Source organism: Marinobacter sp. PE14 (assembly GCF_053566155.1).
Genome location: NZ_JBQXNY010000003.1, coordinates 523,704 through 541,665 on the forward strand (window position 1 = coordinate 523,704; position 17,962 = coordinate 541,665).

Annotated in this window: 18 protein-coding genes; 9 read left to right on the forward strand and 9 right to left on the reverse strand. The window is 57.3% G+C overall.

Translation table 11 applies throughout. From position 1 onward, the window contains the following. Positions 1-33 precede the first annotated feature (33 nt). The 3 genes from ACWJ62_RS13080 (at position 34) to ACWJ62_RS13090 (ending at position 4,043) form a co-directional block, all read left to right on the forward strand. Complete coding sequence (locus ACWJ62_RS13080; protein WP_449286571.1) at positions 34-1,257, forward strand: glycosyl transferase; 1,224 nt, start codon at positions 34-36, stop codon at positions 1,255-1,257. Continuing rightward, on the forward strand, positions 1,254-2,993 hold the full coding sequence (locus tag ACWJ62_RS13085) for a sugar phosphorylase (protein WP_449286572.1): 1,740 nt from the start codon (positions 1,254-1,256) through the stop codon (positions 2,991-2,993). The genes ACWJ62_RS13080 and ACWJ62_RS13085 overlap by 4 nt, the downstream gene beginning before the upstream one ends. Before the next feature lie 81 nt (positions 2,994-3,074). Further along, positions 3,075-4,043, forward strand: a complete 969-nt coding sequence (locus ACWJ62_RS13090; protein ID WP_449286573.1) for an NAD(P)H-quinone oxidoreductase — start codon at positions 3,075-3,077, stop codon at positions 4,041-4,043. Positions 4,044-4,077: 34 nt separating this feature from the next. On the opposite strand, the gene ACWJ62_RS13095 is transcribed toward ACWJ62_RS13090, so the two are convergent. Then, positions 4,078-5,103 (reverse strand): NADP-dependent oxidoreductase, encoded by a 1,026-nt coding sequence (locus ACWJ62_RS13095; protein WP_449286574.1) that lies wholly within the window; start codon positions 5,101-5,103, stop codon positions 4,078-4,080. 170 nt (positions 5,104-5,273) lie between these two features. Here ACWJ62_RS13095 and ACWJ62_RS13100 point away from each other — a divergent pair, with 170 nt between their 5' ends. Both ACWJ62_RS13100 and ACWJ62_RS13105 read left to right on the forward strand, forming a co-directional pair. Beyond that, positions 5,274-5,687, forward strand: a complete 414-nt coding sequence (locus ACWJ62_RS13100) for a TA system antitoxin ParD family protein (RefSeq protein WP_449286575.1) — start codon at positions 5,274-5,276, stop codon at positions 5,685-5,687. Continuing rightward, positions 5,671-6,249, forward strand: a complete 579-nt coding sequence (locus ACWJ62_RS13105; RefSeq protein ID WP_449286576.1) for an AAA family ATPase — start codon at positions 5,671-5,673, stop codon at positions 6,247-6,249. Before ACWJ62_RS13100 ends, ACWJ62_RS13105 begins: the two co-directional genes overlap by 17 nt. 7 nt (positions 6,250-6,256) lie before the next feature. Here ACWJ62_RS13105 and ACWJ62_RS13110 read toward each other — a convergent pair whose 3' ends face one another. Further along, a complete protein-coding gene (locus ACWJ62_RS13110) occupies positions 6,257-7,153 on the reverse strand; it encodes a DUF1853 family protein (RefSeq protein ID WP_449286577.1) in 897 nt (298 codons plus the stop codon). Between the two features lie 64 nt (positions 7,154-7,217). On the opposite strand from ACWJ62_RS13110, the gene ACWJ62_RS13115 reads away from it, so the two are divergent. From ACWJ62_RS13115 to ACWJ62_RS13125, 3 genes are all read left to right on the forward strand, one after another. Beyond that, entirely contained in the window at positions 7,218-7,658 is a 441-nt protein-coding gene (locus ACWJ62_RS13115; RefSeq protein WP_449286578.1) for a VOC family protein, read from the forward strand. A 101-nt stretch (positions 7,659-7,759) separates the two neighbouring features. Next, a complete protein-coding gene (locus tag ACWJ62_RS13120; RefSeq protein WP_449286579.1) occupies positions 7,760-9,184 on the forward strand; it encodes a hypothetical protein in 1,425 nt (474 codons plus the stop codon). Then, positions 9,156-9,530, forward strand: a complete 375-nt coding sequence (locus ACWJ62_RS13125; RefSeq protein ID WP_449286580.1) for a hypothetical protein — start codon at positions 9,156-9,158, stop codon at positions 9,528-9,530. Before ACWJ62_RS13120 ends, ACWJ62_RS13125 begins: the two co-directional genes overlap by 29 nt. A 43-nt stretch (positions 9,531-9,573) precedes the next feature. Here ACWJ62_RS13125 and ACWJ62_RS13130 read toward each other — a convergent pair whose 3' ends face one another. After that, entirely contained in the window at positions 9,574-10,104 is a 531-nt protein-coding gene (locus tag ACWJ62_RS13130) for a cold-shock protein (protein ID WP_449286581.1), read from the reverse strand. Between the two features lie 223 nt (positions 10,105-10,327). Between ACWJ62_RS13130 and ACWJ62_RS13135 the strand changes: the two genes are divergently transcribed. Further along, the gene (locus tag ACWJ62_RS13135; protein WP_449286582.1) at positions 10,328-10,546 is read left to right on the forward strand and encodes a SlyX family protein; all 219 of its coding nucleotides are present in this window, start codon (positions 10,328-10,330) and stop codon (positions 10,544-10,546) included. 77 nt (positions 10,547-10,623) lie between these two features. Here ACWJ62_RS13135 and dapE read toward each other — a convergent pair whose 3' ends face one another. The 6 genes from dapE to map form a co-directional block, all read right to left on the reverse strand. Then, positions 10,624-11,760 (reverse strand): succinyl-diaminopimelate desuccinylase, encoded by a 1,137-nt coding sequence (gene dapE, locus ACWJ62_RS13140; RefSeq protein ID WP_449286583.1) that lies wholly within the window; start codon positions 11,758-11,760, stop codon positions 10,624-10,626. Further along, positions 11,747-12,775, reverse strand: a complete 1,029-nt coding sequence (gene dapD / locus ACWJ62_RS13145; protein ID WP_008170392.1) for a 2,3,4,5-tetrahydropyridine-2,6-dicarboxylate N-succinyltransferase — start codon at positions 12,773-12,775, stop codon at positions 11,747-11,749. The genes dapE and dapD overlap by 14 nt, the downstream gene beginning before the upstream one ends. An 86-nt stretch (positions 12,776-12,861) precedes the next feature. After that, the gene (locus ACWJ62_RS13150; protein WP_449286584.1) at positions 12,862-13,203 is read right to left on the reverse strand and encodes an ArsC family reductase; all 342 of its coding nucleotides are present in this window, start codon (positions 13,201-13,203) and stop codon (positions 12,862-12,864) included. Further along, on the reverse strand, positions 13,200-14,402 hold the full coding sequence (gene dapC / locus ACWJ62_RS13155) for a succinyldiaminopimelate transaminase (protein ID WP_449286585.1): 1,203 nt from the start codon (positions 14,400-14,402) through the stop codon (positions 13,200-13,202). The genes ACWJ62_RS13150 and dapC overlap by 4 nt, the downstream gene beginning before the upstream one ends. Next, a complete protein-coding gene (locus tag ACWJ62_RS13160) occupies positions 14,399-17,044 on the reverse strand; it encodes a [protein-PII] uridylyltransferase (RefSeq protein WP_449286586.1) in 2,646 nt (881 codons plus the stop codon). Before ACWJ62_RS13160 ends, dapC begins: the two co-directional genes overlap by 4 nt. Continuing rightward, on the reverse strand, positions 17,045-17,815 hold the full coding sequence (gene map, locus ACWJ62_RS13165) for a type I methionyl aminopeptidase (RefSeq protein ID WP_449286587.1): 771 nt from the start codon (positions 17,813-17,815) through the stop codon (positions 17,045-17,047). Positions 17,816-17,962 lie beyond the last annotated feature (147 nt).

Consider the following 17,962-nt stretch of genomic DNA (forward strand, 5'->3'; position numbering starts at 1 on the left):
GTTCGAGTGCGGGTATAAAAAAGGAGAGCCGCCATGGGCGACTTTTACCAGAATGGCATTATCACAACCCTTCATAACCTGGTTCGGCGTCCGGTAGAGGAGCTCGAAGCGGAGCTGATGGGTTTTCGCAAGACCCGGCCCATGTCGCTGGTGCTGCCCTCCCTGTACTCGGAGCTGGAAGGGCCGGCCCTGAAAAATATTGTGCACGAGCTGGGAAAGTTGCCTTATCTGGACCAGGTGGTGATTGGCCTGGATCGCGCCAACGAGGAACAATATCGCCACGCTCTGGAGTACTTCTCGGACCTGCCCCAGAACTTCAAGGTGCTCTGGAACGACGGGCCCCGACTCAGGAACATTGACCTGAAACTTCGGGAGCAGAACCTGGCACCGACGGAAATGGGCAAAGGGCGAAACGTCTGGTATTGCTTTGGCTATGTACTGGCATCCGGTGTCAGCAAATCCGTTGCCTTGCACGACTGCGACATTCTTACTTATTCCCGGGACCTTGTGGCCCGCCTTATCTATCCTGTGGCCAACCCCGGCTTCAACTACATGTTCTGCAAAGGCTACTACGCCCGCGTAGCAGACGGAACAATGAACGGAAGGGTCAGCCGCCTGCTGGTGACACCGCTGATCCGATCGCTGAAGAAGGTCTGCGGCCCCAACGATTTCCTGGATTACCTGGACAGTTACCGGTACCCACTGGCCGGGGAGTTCTCCTTTCGTACGGATGTGATCAATGATCTGCGCATTCCCAGCGACTGGGGGCTGGAGATCGGCGTGCTGTCGGAGATGAAGCGCAACTACGCCACCAACCGCCTGTGCCAGGTGGATATTGCCGATGTCTATGATCACAAGCATCGGGAGTTGTCGCCAGAGGATGCCAGCAAAGGGCTTTCGAAGATGAGCATGGACATCGCCAAGGCCCTGTTCCGCAAGCTGGCGACTAACGGTGAGATTTTCTCCAGCGAGAAATTCCGGACCATCAAGGCCACCTATTTCCGGATTGCCCTTGATTTCGTGGAGACCTACCAGAACGACGCCATCATTAACGGTCTGAACTTTGATCGGCATAAGGAAGAGAAGGCGGTAGAGCTGTTTGCCCAGAATGTGATGCGGGCTGGCGCCTATTTCCTGGATAATCCGATGGATACGCCCTTCATTCCCAGCTGGAACCGGGTCACAAGTGCTATTCCGGACATCAAGGAGCAGTTGCTGGAGGCCGTGGAGCTGGATAATGAGGAATTCCGGCCATGACCCAGCCTCTGAAAGCGAAGCTGGTTTCCATGCTGGATGTCGTCTATCCGGAGCTGGACTGTGACTTTCTGGCCGAGCAGTTGCTGACCACCATGGCGCTGGAGCCCAACCAGGCTCCGCCGCCTGCGCACCAGAATAATTGGGACGAGTCGGATGTGGTGCTGATTACTTATGCCGACACGGTTCAGCGGGCGGACGAAAAGCCACTGCAGACATTGCATCGTTTCCTCGGGGATTGCCTGTCAGATTCTATTTCGTCAGTGCACATTCTGCCGTTTTTCCCCTACAGCTCCGACGACGGTTTCTCGGTCATGGACTATCTGGCCGTCAACGAGTCCCACGGAAACTGGGAGGATATCGAGGGCATTGCCCGGGATTACAAACTGATGGCGGACCTGGTGATCAACCATATGTCAGCCCGCAGCCGCTGGTTCGAGAATTTCCGCAAACGGGTAGACCCGGGAAAGGACTATTTCTTTGAAGGTAATCCCAAAGATGATCTGAGTGCCGTCGTGCGGCCCCGAACTTCGCCACTGCTGAATCCGGTTCAGACCGATGACGGCGAGCGTTATGTCTGGTGCACGTTCAGTGAGGATCAGGTTGATCTGAATTTTGCCAACCCCAACGTGCTCATCGAGTTCGCGGCCATCATCAGGCGCTATCTGGAGCGTGGCATTATCATCTTCCGGCTCGATGCCGTCGCCTTTCTCTGGAAGGAGCCGGGCACGCCCTGCATCCATCTGCAGCAAACCCATGAGCTGATCAAGATCCTGCGCCTGCTGATTGAGCACCACAGCCCGGATGCGGTGGTGATTACCGAGACCAACGTACCCAACCGGGAAAATCTCACCTATTTCGGCAACGCCAACGAAGCCCATGTGATCTATAACTTTTCCCTGCCGCCCCTGCTTATCAATACCCTGGTTACCGGTGACTGCAAGCACCTGAAAACCTGGCTGATGAGTATGCCGCCAGCGCAGATGGGCACTACGTACCTGAACTTCATTGCGTCCCACGATGGCGTCGGTATGCGGCCGACGGATGGTCTGCTGACTGAGGAAGAGAAGCAGCGCCTGATCAACACCATGGATTCCTTCGGCGGCAAGGTCTCGTACCGGCGCACTCCGGATGGCCGCGACCAGCCCTACGAAATCAATATAGCCCTGTACGACGCACTCCAGGGCACGGCGGAGTCGGGCCGGGATCACTGGCAATTGCAGCGCTTCGTCTGCGCTCATACTGTGATGCTGGCGCTGGAGGGGATTCCGGCCTTCTACATTCACAGTCTACTGGCGACTGAGAACGATCTGGAGCGGGTCGAGCACACCGGTCGGCTTCGATCCATTAACCGCAGCCAGTGGCAACTGGATACTCTGGAGCAGAAGCTCGCAGATCCCCTGAGCCATCACAGCAAGGCGTTCCGGGAGCTGAAACGGCTGATCGCCATTCGGCGTAAACAACCTGCGTTTCACCCGAACGCCACCCAGTTCACCCTGCATCTCGGGCTTCAGCTGTTCGGTTTCTGGCGCCAGAGTATGCGCCGGGACCAGTCCATCTTCTGCATTCACAACATCAGTAACGAGGTGCAGCAGGTAGCCCTGAGCGACATCAATCTCATCGGCACCGATCATTGGCTGGATCTGATTTCCGGGATGACGATTGATGATCTGTCCGGCTCGATCACCCTGAAACCTTATCAGAGTGTGTGGCTGTCCAACCTGGAAGTTACCGACTGATCATGTCATCGCGTCATTTGTGCAATGCTCGGAAAACTTGGGGTATCCTGTGCCCATATGAGCAAGGCCGAGACGTCATACATGATCAAAGCAATCAAGGTAACCGGGGGCAATCTAGGCTGGGAGCCCTGGGAAGGGCCGGGCGAGCCGCCCGCAGACCACGTCGAAATCGAGGTTGTCTGGACAGCCATCAATCGTGCGGATCTCATGCAGCGGGCTGGCGTCTATCCTCCTCCCCCGGGAGCATCCGATATTCTCGGGCTAGAGGTCAGTGGTCGCATCGCTTCGGTCGGATCCGGTGTTATCCACTTCAAGCCCGGCGATGAAGTCTGCGCCCTGCTGACCGGCGGCGGTTACGCCACCCGCGTGGTGGTGCCCGCGGTGCAGGTACTGCCAGTCCCCAAAGGATTATCTCTGGAGAAAGCCGCGGCCATACCGGAAGTATTCGCGACGGCCTGGCTGAATCTCTATCACGAAGCGGCCTTGAAGCCGGGCGAGCGGGTGCTTCTGCATGCAGGTGGCAGTGGTCTTGGAACCGCGGTCATCCAATTGGCGACCGCCTTTGGAAACCCGGTTTTTGCCACTGCCGGTGATAGCGCCAAACTGGAAATCTGCCGCAATCTGGGAGCCAGCGGTGTCTGGAACCGGAATGAAGGTTCCTTTGTCGATGCCGTTACGGCCTGGGGTGGCGTCGACATGGTTCTGGACCCGGTTGGCGGCAGTTACATTGCTGAAGATCAGCGAATTCTGAACGTAGATGGCCGAATTGTGCTCATCGGACTAATGGGCGGCCGGATGGCCGAGGTGGATCTGGGCCTTATGCTGATCAAACGCCAGCGCCTGATCGGTTCCACCCTTCGCTCACGCACGGTCGAGGATAAGGGCGAGGTGATGCAGGCGCTCTTCCGGCATGTCTGGCCGTTGCTCGCAGCTGGTCAGATTGAGCCTCTGATTGATAGCACCTGGCCGATAGAAGAGGTGGAAGACGCGATGGCCTATGTGGCCGAAAACAGGAACACCGGGAAGGTGCTCCTGAAGATCGCCGACTGATTCACACAGCCCACTCGCGTCTCAGGTATTGCAGTCAGTCTGCGATGTGAACCAGCTGCTTGCCGAAGTTCTGTCCCTTGAGCATGCCCTTGAAGGCATCAACGGCATTGTCCAGGCCTTCGGCCACGGTCTCCCGGTACTTCAGTTCACCAGAGGCAATCCGTGAGGCCAGGATGTTTGTGATTTCCTGATGCTGATCCTGCCACTCGGTCACGAGGAAAAAACGATGCTCGGGAGCCGGATCAAGCGCGCCAAGCACGTGGAAGGGAGTCTCCACGCTGGCCATATCTTTTGCATTGTAGGCAGAGACAAAACCGCAGATAGGCACCCGGGCACCGTCGTTCAACAATGGGGCAACGGCGCGCGTAACGGCGCCACCCACGTTTTCAAAGTAGATGTCGATGCCGTCGGGGCAGGCTGCTTTAAGATCCGCTTCCAGGTTGCCCGCCTTGTAGTCAACGCAGGCGTCGAAGCCCAGCTCATTGACCACGAAATCACACTTTTCAGGCCCGCCGGCAACGCCAACCACCCGACAACCCTCTGTTTTTGCGGTCTGGCCAACGACAGTGCCCACGGGGCCGGAGGCTGCCGAGACAACCACGGTTTCGCCGGCTTTTGGTTTGCCGACGTACATCAGGCCGCAATAACCGGTGCGCCCTGGCATGCCTGCAACGCCAAGGTAGGTTTGCAGGGGTACGTTGTCCCGTTGCTGAATCTTGTAAACCATCGGCGCATCGGCCGGAAAGGTGACGTATTCCTGCCAGCCGGAGTAGCAGGTAACCAGGTCGCCGACCTTCAGGTCGTCTGAACGTGATTCCACTACACGTGCAACGCTCTCGCCGACAATAGGCTCATCGATGCCAATGGGGTCCATGTAACCCTTGGCATCGTTCATGCGTGGACGCATGTAGGGGTCCAGTGAAAGCCAGAGCACTTGAGCAACAACTTCTCCCTCGTTGGGGGAGCGGGCAGGGCGTTCTTCCAAAACGAGATCGCCTTGTTGGATTTCGCCCTGTGGGCGTTTTTTGAGCACGACGGCTCGGTTCTTGTATTCGCTCACTTGTTCTCTCCGGTTGCATAATGAAACCAGATTAGGGTGCAGCAGAATGATGGGCGGGTCAACTTTTTAGCCGGCGCCTGGTTATCTGCAACGTTTCGCCCCAGTTGTAGCGAAATGCAACAAGTGCCATAATTTGCAGTGTAAAACAGATATCTTCCCTGGAGGTAACCATGACCACCGCCGTCCGTCTCGACGATTCGCTCGTTCGTCACGCCGCCGCCGAGGGCGCAGTCAATCGGCGCTCAACACCCAAGCAGATCGAGTATTGGGCCGAAATCGGGCGTGCTGTTGCCGGCGATGTGAGTGCCGAGGATTTGATTGCCATTGTGCAGGGTATTCGCCAGGTTCGGGTCGAGCCGGTGGTAGCTGACTCTGTTTCCAGCGATGAACTCTGGGCCGAGGTGGATCAGTCCAGAGAAAGCGGTGATCTGGGGCGTTTTATCGGCCGGGGGCGAACGGTGTACCAGGCCTCTGGCGAGAAATCCGGCTATCTGGAAGCGATCTATCCGGACGGCAGCCGAGAAGTCGGCCAGTTTCGCAATGGGCGTTTTGAGGCACTGAGTGACCGTGACAACGCAGCCTGAACTCTGGCTGTTAGTTGGCGGCAATGGGGCGGGGAAAACAACTTTCTATGAGCGGTTTCTGGCTCGTCGCAAAATCCCGCTGGTGAATGCCGATAACATCGCCAGAAGTGTCTGGCCCGATGCTCCTGAAAAGCACAGTTACGAAGCGGCGCTTGTTGCCGAAAGAGAACGGTTCCGCCTGATTGAGGAGCGTCAGACATTCTGTTTTGAAACGGTCTTTTCCCATCCTTCCAAGGTGGATTTTGTCGGGGCTGCAAAGGCGGCAGGGTTTCGTATTCGGCTGTTCTATTTTCACCTGGAGTTGGCAGAGCTTAACAAGGCGCGGGTTGCCTCGCGGGTGAAGTCCGGCGGCCATAGTGTCCCCGAGGCCAAGATCCAGTCCCGGATTCCGAGAACTCTTGAGAATCTCCGCCAGTGCATTGGTCTTGTCGACGAATTGCATCTTGTGGATAACTCCAGTCTCGATCACCCCTATGTGCGTGTTGCGGTTTGGGAAGAGGGGCGTTGGCGTTCTCTACAGGAAAGACTGCCCGACTGGGCAACAGCCTTGATGGATGCCTGATTGTTGATTACGGCCAGCTATCCGGCACAACAAACATCCGATCGGTCTCCTGCCATAGCCTGCTACTGGCGTTTTTTTCGAGTTTAGCGAATAACTGGGGGATGCTGTGCCGCTCAATGGTGTTCAGTGCGGTCGTCACGGCATCCGTTGCGGGTGGCTCGCTCTGGCGCCACGGTCCAATCCAGTGGGGTTTGTTCAACACCACCCAGCCGTGGATGTCCCGCGACTCGATTTGTGAGATGTAGCACCAGTGTCCGCGAAGGTGATTGGCAGGCACTGACTCGGGCGCTATTGCCCGGGTCTCTTTCGGGTAAAACAGATAGCCCGGCATGAAAATGCGGGGCGTCACGGGTTCGTCGATTCCAGCTTCGGCGAGCAGTTCCCTGGCTTCGGGCAATCTGGTTCGCTGGCTTTGCAGGTTCAGCATGCGGTCTGCTTTCAGGTCCAGCCGATCTTTTGCGTTAGGGCCGTACCAGAGTGTTCTTCCGGTTTGCTCCGGAACCCCCAGATAGTATTTGATGGCAATTTCATGGTGTTCGATGCGATCCTCCGAACGATTGTGCACCACGAAATCCAGCTCGCCGATGGTTCGATTGTTGGACTGGATTTGCCGGTTCTGAAGCAGAATGTCCCAGCCCAGAAGATCTTCAAGTAATACCCGGTAAAGCTGTTCAAAGTAAAATCCGAGCCGCTTTGGTGGCGTCTCGCTCAGCAGCGGAGGTGCCATTTCCGGATTGCGATCCCACGCCTGGAGTCGCTCGTCAACATCTCCGCTGAGGGAACGGCTTGGCTCAAATGTTAGTGGTGACTGCAGCAGCTGGGGCGCCCGGCATAGCCAGGCAAGGTGCCTGACGGCGGGCATGGTCAGCTCTGAAGTCGCGTAGTGGGCTGTTTTTGCATCCATACGGCCAGAATACCGTAAACTGTCCCCAAGACACGATGATCCATACAGTTCTGAAGGAGGCTTCATGCAATATCTTCACACGATGATCCGGGTAAGCAACCTGGATGAGACCCTCCATTTTTTTTGCGACCTGCTGGGAATGGTCGAGATCAGTCGTAAAAGCAGCGACAAAGGTCGATTCACCCTGGTGTTTCTGGCTGCACCCAACGACGAGGCGCGCGCCCGTGAAGACAGGGCACCGATGATCGAGCTCACCTACAACTGGGATCCGGAGGAATATACGGGCGGTCGGAATTTTGGCCATCTTGCCTACCGCGTGGATGATATTTATGCACTATGTGAGCACCTTAAAGCCAATGGTGTAACGATTAATCGTCCTCCCCGTGATGGACATATGGCTTTTATCCGCACCCCGGATAATGTTTCTATCGAGCTTCTGCAGAAAGGCGACGCGCTGCCACCGAAAGAGCCCTGGGCCAGCATGGAAAACACCGGGACCTGGTAAGTGTTGAGGCGGGCCGCTGCGAAGCGTCGAAAATGCTATAATGGCGGCCCGCAATATAGCGTTCGCATCAGGATGATGCATTCAGAACATGGAGAAGTTTGATGGACGATTGGCAAGGATGCCTGGATCCCCAGTGCCAGACCGCATTATTACGAGCCCGGGAGAGCGTTGAGCGCAGGGGCGGCTCGGTGATTACCGTTGAAGACTACCTGCTTGCTCTGCTGGACTCCGCGCCTGCTATTGCCCGCTTTCTGCGCGGCTGCGGCATGGATATGGATGAACTTACCCGCACCATTCAGTGCGAACAACCGATCGTGACGGAAGTTGGTGGCGAAGGGCAATTATCTTCCCAACTGGTGTATTGGTTTGCGGCGGCCCGGGAAACCAGCGATTCGCCATGGCTTGGTTGGTCGCACCTGCTGGAGGCGCTCGTTCGGAACGCGGACCGGTTGCAGCAAAAAGCCTATGTGGCGGTTTTTGAGCTGGTTGCTCGCTGGCCAGATCCTTCCGATGAGCGGGAGCCGGCGCCGATTGATGAATTCCAGAGAGCGCCCGTGGTAGTGGCTGACTCGGCATGGGTTGAACTGGCTGAAGATGTCGCGATCAGTCTCGCGGCGTCTTCGTCAGCCATGATCTGGGTGCGTGGCGAGCGTGGGTCGGGCAAGACGGCCTGGCTGCAATCGTTGCTTCCGGCACTGGAGCAGGATTACGTCGAGTTGGATCTCAGGCGTGAAGCGGAGATTATGGCCAGTGATCTTCCGGTGCTGCCCGAGCGCATTTTGGAAAGTGCTCCAGGAGATAGCGGCTCGCGCTGGCCAGTTCTTGTGCTGGACAATGTCTCGCCTGCTGACCTGGTTGCGCTGATGGATCTCCCTGATGGGCTTGCGTCAGCGCTCGTACTGCACTGGTCGGGCCCAATACTTTTGCTGGGTCCTGGCGAGCCCACAGAAAGCCGTTCAGCTACCTCACTTCAGCACCGCCTGGGCCGGAGCCTCGACATCTTTGACATGCCTGTTACGAGCGTGGTCCAGCGACAGGCCATTTTAACGGCACATCAGGCCGCCATGGAGAAGCAATGGAATATCCAGATTCCCCGCTCGGTGATCCGGTTTGCTGCTTCTCGCCAAAGCCGTTGCGTCAGCACGCCGGGGGGAATGCTTCAGTGGCTGGAACGGGCGGCTGCAAGGCTCAATCTTTTTGCCCGCAGAGGCCCAACTGACGCGGTCGCCCTGGCAGGACAGGCAGACACACTGAGGCGCCAGTCCCTGGTGGCGCTTGCGCGCAAGGAGCCGCTCGAAGATATTGAAACGTCGCTGGGAGAGATACAGCTCCACCGGGTGGCAGCGGAAGTGGCCTGGCACGAGCGACAAGCGGCAGGCACGTTGCGTCAGCTTTGCAATGAAGATTTGCGCCGGGAACTGGAGCGCCAGGTTGCAGCGCGACCCGGGCCGGTTCACTATGTGCTGCATTGTAATCAGCAGGATGGAGATTCAGCGGGTGCAGGATCTGGAAATATACATTCGTGATCTGGAGCCGGGGGCGGTTTCCGGGTGGCTTGAAAACCATGTGGGCCAACTGGAACTGAATGATAGTGACGTGGCGAGCGTGATCAAGGGTTTTGCGCGTTATGAAGGCGACAGGGTTCGAATATCGCTCTATCCCGGCGCTTTCGGCAAGCGTTTTACCTCTCTGGTGATTGAGGGGCCGAGGGTGCCCTGGAACAGTGATCTGGACTGCGCCCGCAGCGCCTGGCGTGCCATGGATACCGAAATTCGCTGCAGTCCGGGAGACTGGAAAGAGGGCGAGCCGGTAGAGGATGAGAAATGGTGGCGTCTGGACCACCGGGGCGAGCAACAGGTCGCCTGGAACTGAAAGAGGCAGCCCTTGGGCTGCCTCTTTGTTTTCAGTGGGCGATTCAATCGCTCAGTATGGATACGTTGTCGGCCTGAAGGCCCTTGTCTGCCTCCACAACATTGAAGCGAACCAATTGACCCTGTCGCAGCACCCGGCGTCCGCGGCCACGAATCGCACGGAAGTGAACAAATACCTCGTCACCGCTGTCGCGCACGATAAAGCCGAAGCCTTTCTTCACGTTGAACCACTTTACGGTGCCTTCTTCATCACCCTCAGGGCTGCTTTCGTCATAGCCATCATCATCGTCGTTGTGGTTCTGGCTGGGGGCACGGTTGCTCGGCCGGGATGGGCTTTGCTGTTCGGCCGGTTTCTTGACTGAAAGCGCAATGGCCAGGAAGCCCGCAATGCCGAAAACGATCAGCGTGATAATGTAGGCGGCGATGCCACGAGTGCTACCGAGGGCCTCAATAAGCTGACCTGCAGCGATCAGGCGAAGTGGCTCTGGTGTAAAAGACAGCAGCAGGGCGAGCACCAGCGGTGCGGGGATGGCGATCAGGAGAGAAAAAAGGATCGCTTTGGATGGATTACGCATTGACTGAAATTTCTCCATTCTTGTAACGCTAACGATAAAAACCGGATATCGGGTAACATCGCACATCCGGCCGGTGAAAACCGACAGTACCCCGAAAAACGGGAGTGCTGGCGGGCAAAAGCGGCATGATACCAGATTATCCCGAGCGCTGACCAAGCAACGGGATAAGCAGTGTCATCGATCACATTCTAGAGAGAACTATCCAGGGGAGTACCAATACCCGATGAGCCAGAACGATCTGGAAACCCGACTGGACGAGCTGGAAACACGGCTGGCCTTTCAGGACGACGTTATCAATACCCTGAGCGAACAGGTCGCCAAACAGGAAATGGATATCCGTGAGTTGTGGGAGGCCAAGCGATTGCTGAACAAGCAGTTGAAAGATGTTTCACCGTCCAACATCAAGTCGGAGCAGGAAGAAACACCCCCGCCTCACTACTGAAAATGGGGTCAGATGAAAACGGGGTCAGATGAAAGTTTCATCTGACCCCGTTTTCATCTGACCCCGACTCCCGCCGCTTACGCCAGCAGTTCGATCAGAATCTGTTCGTAGATGTCGGACAGGGTATTCAAATCTTCGGCCTTTACGCACTCATCCACTTTGTGAATTGTTGCGTTGATGGGGCCAAGTTCGACCACCTGTGCGCCGGTAGGCGCAATGAAGCGGCCATCCGATGTGCCGCCGGAGGTTGAAAGTTCGGTTTCCCGGCCGGTCACCGTGCGAATGGCGCTCTGGCTGGCAGACACGAGTGCGCCCTTGTCCGTAAGGAACGGACGGCCACTGAGGTGCCACTGCAGATCGTATTTCAGGTTGTGGCGGTCCAGGATGGCTACCACCCGTTCCTCCAGACTTTCTGCGGTGTTTTCCGTGCAGTAGCGGAAGTTGAAGTGCACCAGGCATTCACCGGGAATAATGTTGCTGCCCGTACCGGCCTCCAGTTTGGTGATCTGGAACGTGGTTGGCGGGAAGAAGTCGTTGCCGTTATCCCAGAATTCCTTTGCCAGCGCATCCATAGCAGGCGCAACCAGGTGAACCGGGTTCTCGGCCAGATGCGGATAGGCTACGTGGCCCTGAACGCCATGCACTGTCAGATAACCATGCAGGGAGCCCCGTCGACCATTCTTGATCACATCACCCACTTCTCGGGTGCTGGACGGCTCGCCAATCAGGCACCAGTCGATCTTTTCGTTCCTGGCCTCAAGAGTTTCCACCACTTTGACCGTGCCGTGTTGGGCTGGCCCCTCTTCGTCACTGGTGATCAGCAGGGCAATGGAGCCCCGATGGTCCGGGTAGCTGGCAACGAAGCGTTCGCACGCGGTTATGAAGGCAGCCAGGCTGCCCTTCATGTCCGCAGCGCCACGGCCGAGGAGATAGCCGTCCCTGATCACAGGATCAAAGGGCGGATGCGACCAGTTCTTCTCCGGTCCGGTCGGAACAACGTCGGTATGGCCGGCAAAGGCCAGCACCGGCCCCTCGGAGCCTTTTCGGGCCCAGAGGTTATCGGTATCGGCAAAGCGCAGGTTCTCGCCGGTGAAGCCCAGAGGCGCCAGGCGCGACATCATCAGTTCCTGACAGCCGGCATCGTCTGGAGTGACAGACGGCCGGCGGATCAGGTCAACGGCAAGTTCGAGGGTCGGGGAATCAGTTGTTTGCATGCAGCTCTTCATTCAGCTCGATGGCGGACTTGTTGGTTTTGCACTCCACTGCGCCAGTCTGGCTGTTACGGCGGAAAAGCAGGTCTGTCTGGTTGGCCAGATCGCGGGCTTTGATCACTTCAACCAGCTCGTTGTTGTCGTCGAGCAGGGCAACCTTGGTGCCAGCGGTAATGTACAGCCCGGCCTCAACCTTGCAACGGTCGCCCAGCGGGATGCCGATACCGGCGTTGGCGCCGATCAGGCAGTTCTCTCCGACGGCAATGATGATGTTGCCACCACCGGAAAGGGTGCCCATGGTGGAGCAGCCACCGCCCAGGTCAGACCCCTTGCCAACCATGACGCCGGCGGAAATACGGCCCTCGATCATGCTGGTGCCTTCGGTGCCGGCGTTGAAGTTGATAAAGCCCTCGTGCATGACCGTGGTGCCTTCGCCCACATAGGCGCCAAGGCGAACCCGGGCGGTATCGGCAATGCGGACACCTTTCGGTACCACGTAATCGGTCATCTGCGGGAATTTATCCACCGATTTGACTTCCAGTGTGCGGCCTTCCAGGCGAGCCTGAAGCTGGCGGTCGGAAAGTTCGTTCAGGTCGATCGCGCCTTCGCTGGTCCATGCCAGATTTGGCAGCAGGCCAAAAATGCCGTCCAGCTTCAATCCGTGGGGTTTCGCCATGCGATGGGAAATCAGATGAAGCTTGAGGTAAACCTCGGGCGTGCTGGACGCGGTGTCATCTGTTTCGAGCACGGTGACGACTACCGGACGCTTGCTGGCGGCGGCTTTGTCCGCCAGTGACGCCTGGCCTGTCTGGCCGATCTGACGCAGGGCGTTGGCGAGTTGGCTGAGCTGCTCGGCGGTCGCGCTGATCGCCTGGTTGCCACCCTTGTAGTCAAGAGCGTTGGAGATGACGTCCATCAGGGTGTTATCGGGTGTCATGACCGGCTGCTGGTAAAACACTTCCAGCCACTCGCCCTGGTTGTTCTGGGTGCCGATACCGATACCGAATGCAAAGCTCATCTGATGGTTGCTCCTGTTATGAATGTGGGGTCAGGGCAATGCCTCAAGACCCCGAAATTAAAGTTTGGATCTGGTTTGCCCGAGATTCAGGCCAGCCATGCGGACCATTCGTCTGCACTGAAACCCACGCGCACATCATCGCCGTTTTCTACAACGGGGCGCTTAATAATGGATGGGTTCTCCAGCATGATCTCGTGAGCGCTTTGGGCGTCAATGGTATCACGAACGTCCTCGGGAAGTTTGCGCCAGGTGGTGCCACGGCGGTTCAGCAGGGTTTCCCATCCGACCGCCTGTTCCCAGCGGAACAGCAACTCGCTCTGCAGGCCATCCTTCTTGAAGTCGTGGAATTCGTAGTCGATACCTTGTTCGTCCAGCCACTTCCGGGCCTTCTTTACGGTGTCGCAGTTTTTGATGCCGTACAGTTTCATGGCTTGTTCGCCTTAACAAATTCAACAATGCGTTCCGCTGCCTCAACGCATTCTTCCAGCGGCGCAACCAGGGCCATCCGGACACGGTTTTCTCCGGGGTTATGGCCATCCACGGTTCGGGAAAGATATCGGCCGGGCAACACGTGCACGTTCTGTTGTGCCGAGAGCTCCCGGGCAAACGTTTCATCGTCCATCGGAGTTATCGGCCACAGGTAAAAACCGGCATCCGGAAAATCAACATCCATAACTTCCCCGAGGATCGGGACCACGGCCTCAAATTTGGCGCGGTACGCTGCACGATTCTCCCGAACGTGGTCCTCGTCGCTCCAGGCGGCCATGCTCGCCAGCTGATTGTGGATAGGCATGGCGCAGCCGTGATAGGTGCGGTACTTCAGGTAGCCATCAAGAATGCTTGCATCCCCGGCTACGAAACCCGATCGCAGGCCGGGCAGGTTGCTGCGTTTGGACAGGCTGTGGAACACCACGCAGCGGGCGTAGTCATCCCGGCCAATGGCGGCGCAGGTTTGCAGAAGACCTTCCGGCGCGTTGCCTTCCTCCGGATACAGTTCGGAGTAGCATTCGTCGGAAGCAACAATAAAGTCGTGTTTGTCGGCCAGGGCTATCACCCTGGTCAGCGTCTCCCTGGAGATAACAGCACCACTGGGATTGCCCGGGGAGCACAGGAACAGTACCTGGCATTCCTGCCAGATGGATTCGGGCACAGAATCGAAATCGGGAATGAAACCGTTTGAGCCATCGCAGGGGAGGTATACGGGCGTCGCGCCAGCAAGGAAGGCGGCTCCCTCGTAGACCTGATAAAACGGGTTGGGGCTGACCACGGTGGCAGGTCTGGTGGCATCTACGACAGCCTGAACCAGGGAAAAGATGGCTTCGCGTGTGCCGTTTACCGGTACGATGTTGTTTGCCGCGCTGAGGCTGCCGGCTTTCAGATTGAATCGGCGGGTTGCCCAGCCACTGATGGCCTCGCGGAGTTCCTCCGTGCCCCGGGTGGTGGGGTAATTGGCAAGCTTGTCCAGATTGTTCGCAATGACCTGTTTGACGAAATCGGGCGAAGGGTGCTTCGGCTCACCAATCCCCAGGGAAATCGGACGGAGATGATCGGGCACGCTGATGCCTGCCTTCAGTTTGGCAAGCTTTTCAAAAGGGTAGGGGTGAAGTCTGTCCAGGTTCGGATTCATTGAATGTCGTCCAGCATTTTACAGAGATCTTGCTGCAGGGCCTGGCATACCGCCGGCTCCCGGATGGGCTCGCCCTGTTCGTCCGTTACGAAGAAAACGTCCTCTACGCGCTCGCCGAGAGTGGCAATCTTGGCGTTGCTCAGGCGTACCCGGTGCTCCAGCAGCACCTGGCCGATGGGGGCCAGAAGACCCGGGCGGTCGGGTGTGATCACTTCCATCACGGTGCGCTGGTTGATGGTGTCATTGGAGAACGTCACTTCCGTCGGGAAGGCGAAATGCTTGAGCTGACGTGGAGTGCGCCGGTGGATGATGTCCGGGTAGTCATCCGGGTCGTCCAGTTCTTCGATCAGGCGCAAACGCACCCGTTCTTTTCTCGCAGGGTCGATGCCCAGGGGCTGTCCCTTTTCATCAAGCACCACGTAGGAACTGATCGAGTAGGGCCCCTCGCTTGAGCTGATGCGCGCGTCCACGATGTTCAGGTTCAGCTGTTCAAGGACCGCCGTTGTCGCAGCGAACAGGGCAACACGGTCCTTCATGTAGATAATGATCTGGGAGTAGCCGTCCGTAGGGCCGCCCCTTGTGTCTCGAATCAGAACCAGCGGGTCCGTATTGTCGCCGTGTCGGATAATGGCAGCAGTCTGCCAGGCGATGTCCACGGTCGAGTCCTGGAGGAAATAGTCTTCGTCCACGGTGTCCCAGATTGCGTCGATCTGTTCATCGGTCATGTTCTGGGCATGCAGGATTTCACGAGCTTCCGACTGAGTAGCGCGAACCCATTCCTGGCGGTCAATGGGGGTTTCCGTGCCCCGACGCAAAGCCCGTTTGGCCTCGATGTAGAGTTGGCGCAATAGCGACGCCCGCCACGTGTTCCACAGCTTGGGATTCGTAGCGCTGATGTCGCACACGGTTAGCACGTACAGGTAATCCAGGTGAGCCTGGCTCGGCACTGCCCTGGCAAACCCGTGAATGATGTCCGGATCGGAGATGTCTTTGCGCTGGGCCGTCATGGACATCAGTAGGTGGTTTTCCACCAGCCAGGAAATCAGCTGGGTGTCCCGTTCGCTCAGGTGATGCCGCTGGCAGAAAGCTTCGGCATCGATGGCACCCAGTTCCGAATGATCGCCACCCCGGCCTTTGGCCACATCATGGTAAATGCCAGCAATATAGAGGGTTTCCAGTTTCGGCAGCCTGTGAATCAGGCGCGATGCCAGCGGATACTCGGTTCGGGCTTCCGCGCCGCCAAGCCTTACCATGTTGCGGATGACTCGCATGGTATGGGCATCCACGGTGTAAATGTGGAAAAGGTCGTGCTGCATCTGACCAATGATCTGGCCAAACTCCGGGAGATACCGCCCGAGCACGTTGTACTTCTTCATGGCAGACAGCGTCTGATCCAGGGCATGGGGTGTTCTGAGCAGCTCCATGAACAGGGTGGTCACGGCCAGATCAGACCGGAACGCATCATCAATCAAATGCCGGTGGGCCCGAAGCGACCGGATCGTCGTGGCCCGGATGCCCTTGATCTCTGGATGCTGAGCCATCAGAACGAAGATTTCCATGATGGCATAGGGCGCGTAGGCGAAGACCTGGTTGTTGACCGCCTCAATATAATAGTTGCGAATCTGGAAACGCTTGTTGATAGGCTGGATGGCGTCTTCTGATGCGCTGCCGAGAATCGCTTCGTCGTAATACTGCAGAATCACGTCCGCCAATTCGGCGAGAGCCAGGACGGTGCGATAGTAGGCCTGCATCATCAATTCGACGCCGAGCCGTTTACCTTCGTCTCTATAGCCGAGCATCTGGGCCAGAGCCCGCTGATGATCGAACAGCATCCGGTTTTCATTCCGGTCAGCGAGCAACTGCAAGCCGTATCGCAGTTGCCAGAGGAAGGTTTCACCCTGGAACAGAATCTGATGTTCTTCCTCGGTAAGAATGCTGAAGCGGGTCAGATCGGCGATGTTCTGCAGTCCGAAATGTCGCTTTGTAATCCAGCCAATCGTCTGTATGTCCCGCAAGGCGCCCGGGGAGCCTTTCACGTTTGGCTCGAGGTTGTATTCGGTATCGCCGTATTTCTGATGCCGTTGCTGCTGCTCCTCACGCTTCGCAATGAAGTAGTCGCGGTCGGTGCTGACATGATCGGAATAGACTTGCTCGCTCAGATCTGATCGGAGTTCATCCGGGCCGGCAATCGTGCGGGTTTCCAGCAGGTTGGTCAGTATGGTGATGTCTTCGCGGGCGGCCGTCTTGCTTTCCTCGATGCTGCGAACACTGTGGCCGATATCCAGCCTGAGATCCCACAGCAGGGTAACAAAGGCGCCAAGGTCTTCGTGCCAGCTGTCTTCGATACCGTTACGGGTGAGAATAAGCAGGTCGATGTCCGAGTGCGGGTGCAGCTCACCCCGTCCATAGCCGCCGACGGCGATCAGGGCAATGTCCGGTGAATCGGAAAAGGGATAGCGGTTCCAGATCAATCTGAGAACCGTATCGACCGTGTCAGCCCGGGAGCGGACGAGGGAGCGCACATCGGCGCCCTGTCGAAAGGCCTCGGCATCGGCGTTATACCTGCCCTTTAGCAGCTCCCGGGCCGCCGTAACCGGAGAAGGGTCATTACTGATGCGGGATTCCAGCTCGCTTTGGTCCACTTAGAAGGACTCTTCCTTTCGCTTGGTCAAGACCTCGTGGCCGTCCGCCGTCACAAGGATAGTGTGCTCCCATTGTGCAGAGAGTTTGTGGTCCTTGGTAACGACGGTCCAGCCATCCGGCAGAAGCTTGGTCTGGTACTTGCCCTGGTTGATCATCGGCTCAATGGTAAACGTCATACCTTCCTGCAGCTCCAGACCTGTGCCGGGTTTGCCGTAATGCATTACCTGAGGCTCCTCGTGGAATACCGCGCCGATGCCATGGCCACAATAATCGCGAACCACGGAATAACGGTGTTTCTCGGCGTGCTGCTGAATCACATGCCCGATATCGCCCAGGCGGGTCCCCGGCTTGACCAGCTCAATGCCCTTATAGAGGCACTCCTGTGTAATCTGGATCAGCCGCTCGGTGCCAGGTTTCGGCTTGCCGACAATCCACATCTTGCTGGTGTCGCCGTGGTAGCCATCCTTAATTACGGTGACATCGATGTTAAGGATGTCTCCCTCTTTGAGGATTTTCTTCTCAGACGGGATTCCATGGCAGATAACGTGGTTCACCGACGTGCAGATGGACTTCGGAAACCCCTTGTAATTGAGCGGTGCCGGAATGCACTTTTGCTCGTTGACAATGTAGTCGTGGCAAATCCGGTCGAGCTCTTCGGTGGAAACGCCGGGCTTGACGTGATCGCCGATCATCTCGAGAACTTCGGCCGCCAGGCGGCCAGCGACGCGCATCTTTTCAATTTCTTCCGGTGTCTTGATCGATACCTGCATTGGGCTTCCCGTTGTTTGTGCCAAACCGGCATTTTAAGGGGCCTGCTGCCCGGGTACAAGGAAGCTCGCCGTCAAAAATAATGGCGTTTGTCGGGCCGAATATGGTATAAACGCGCCCGCTGGAAACGAATCCAGCAAATTCACACA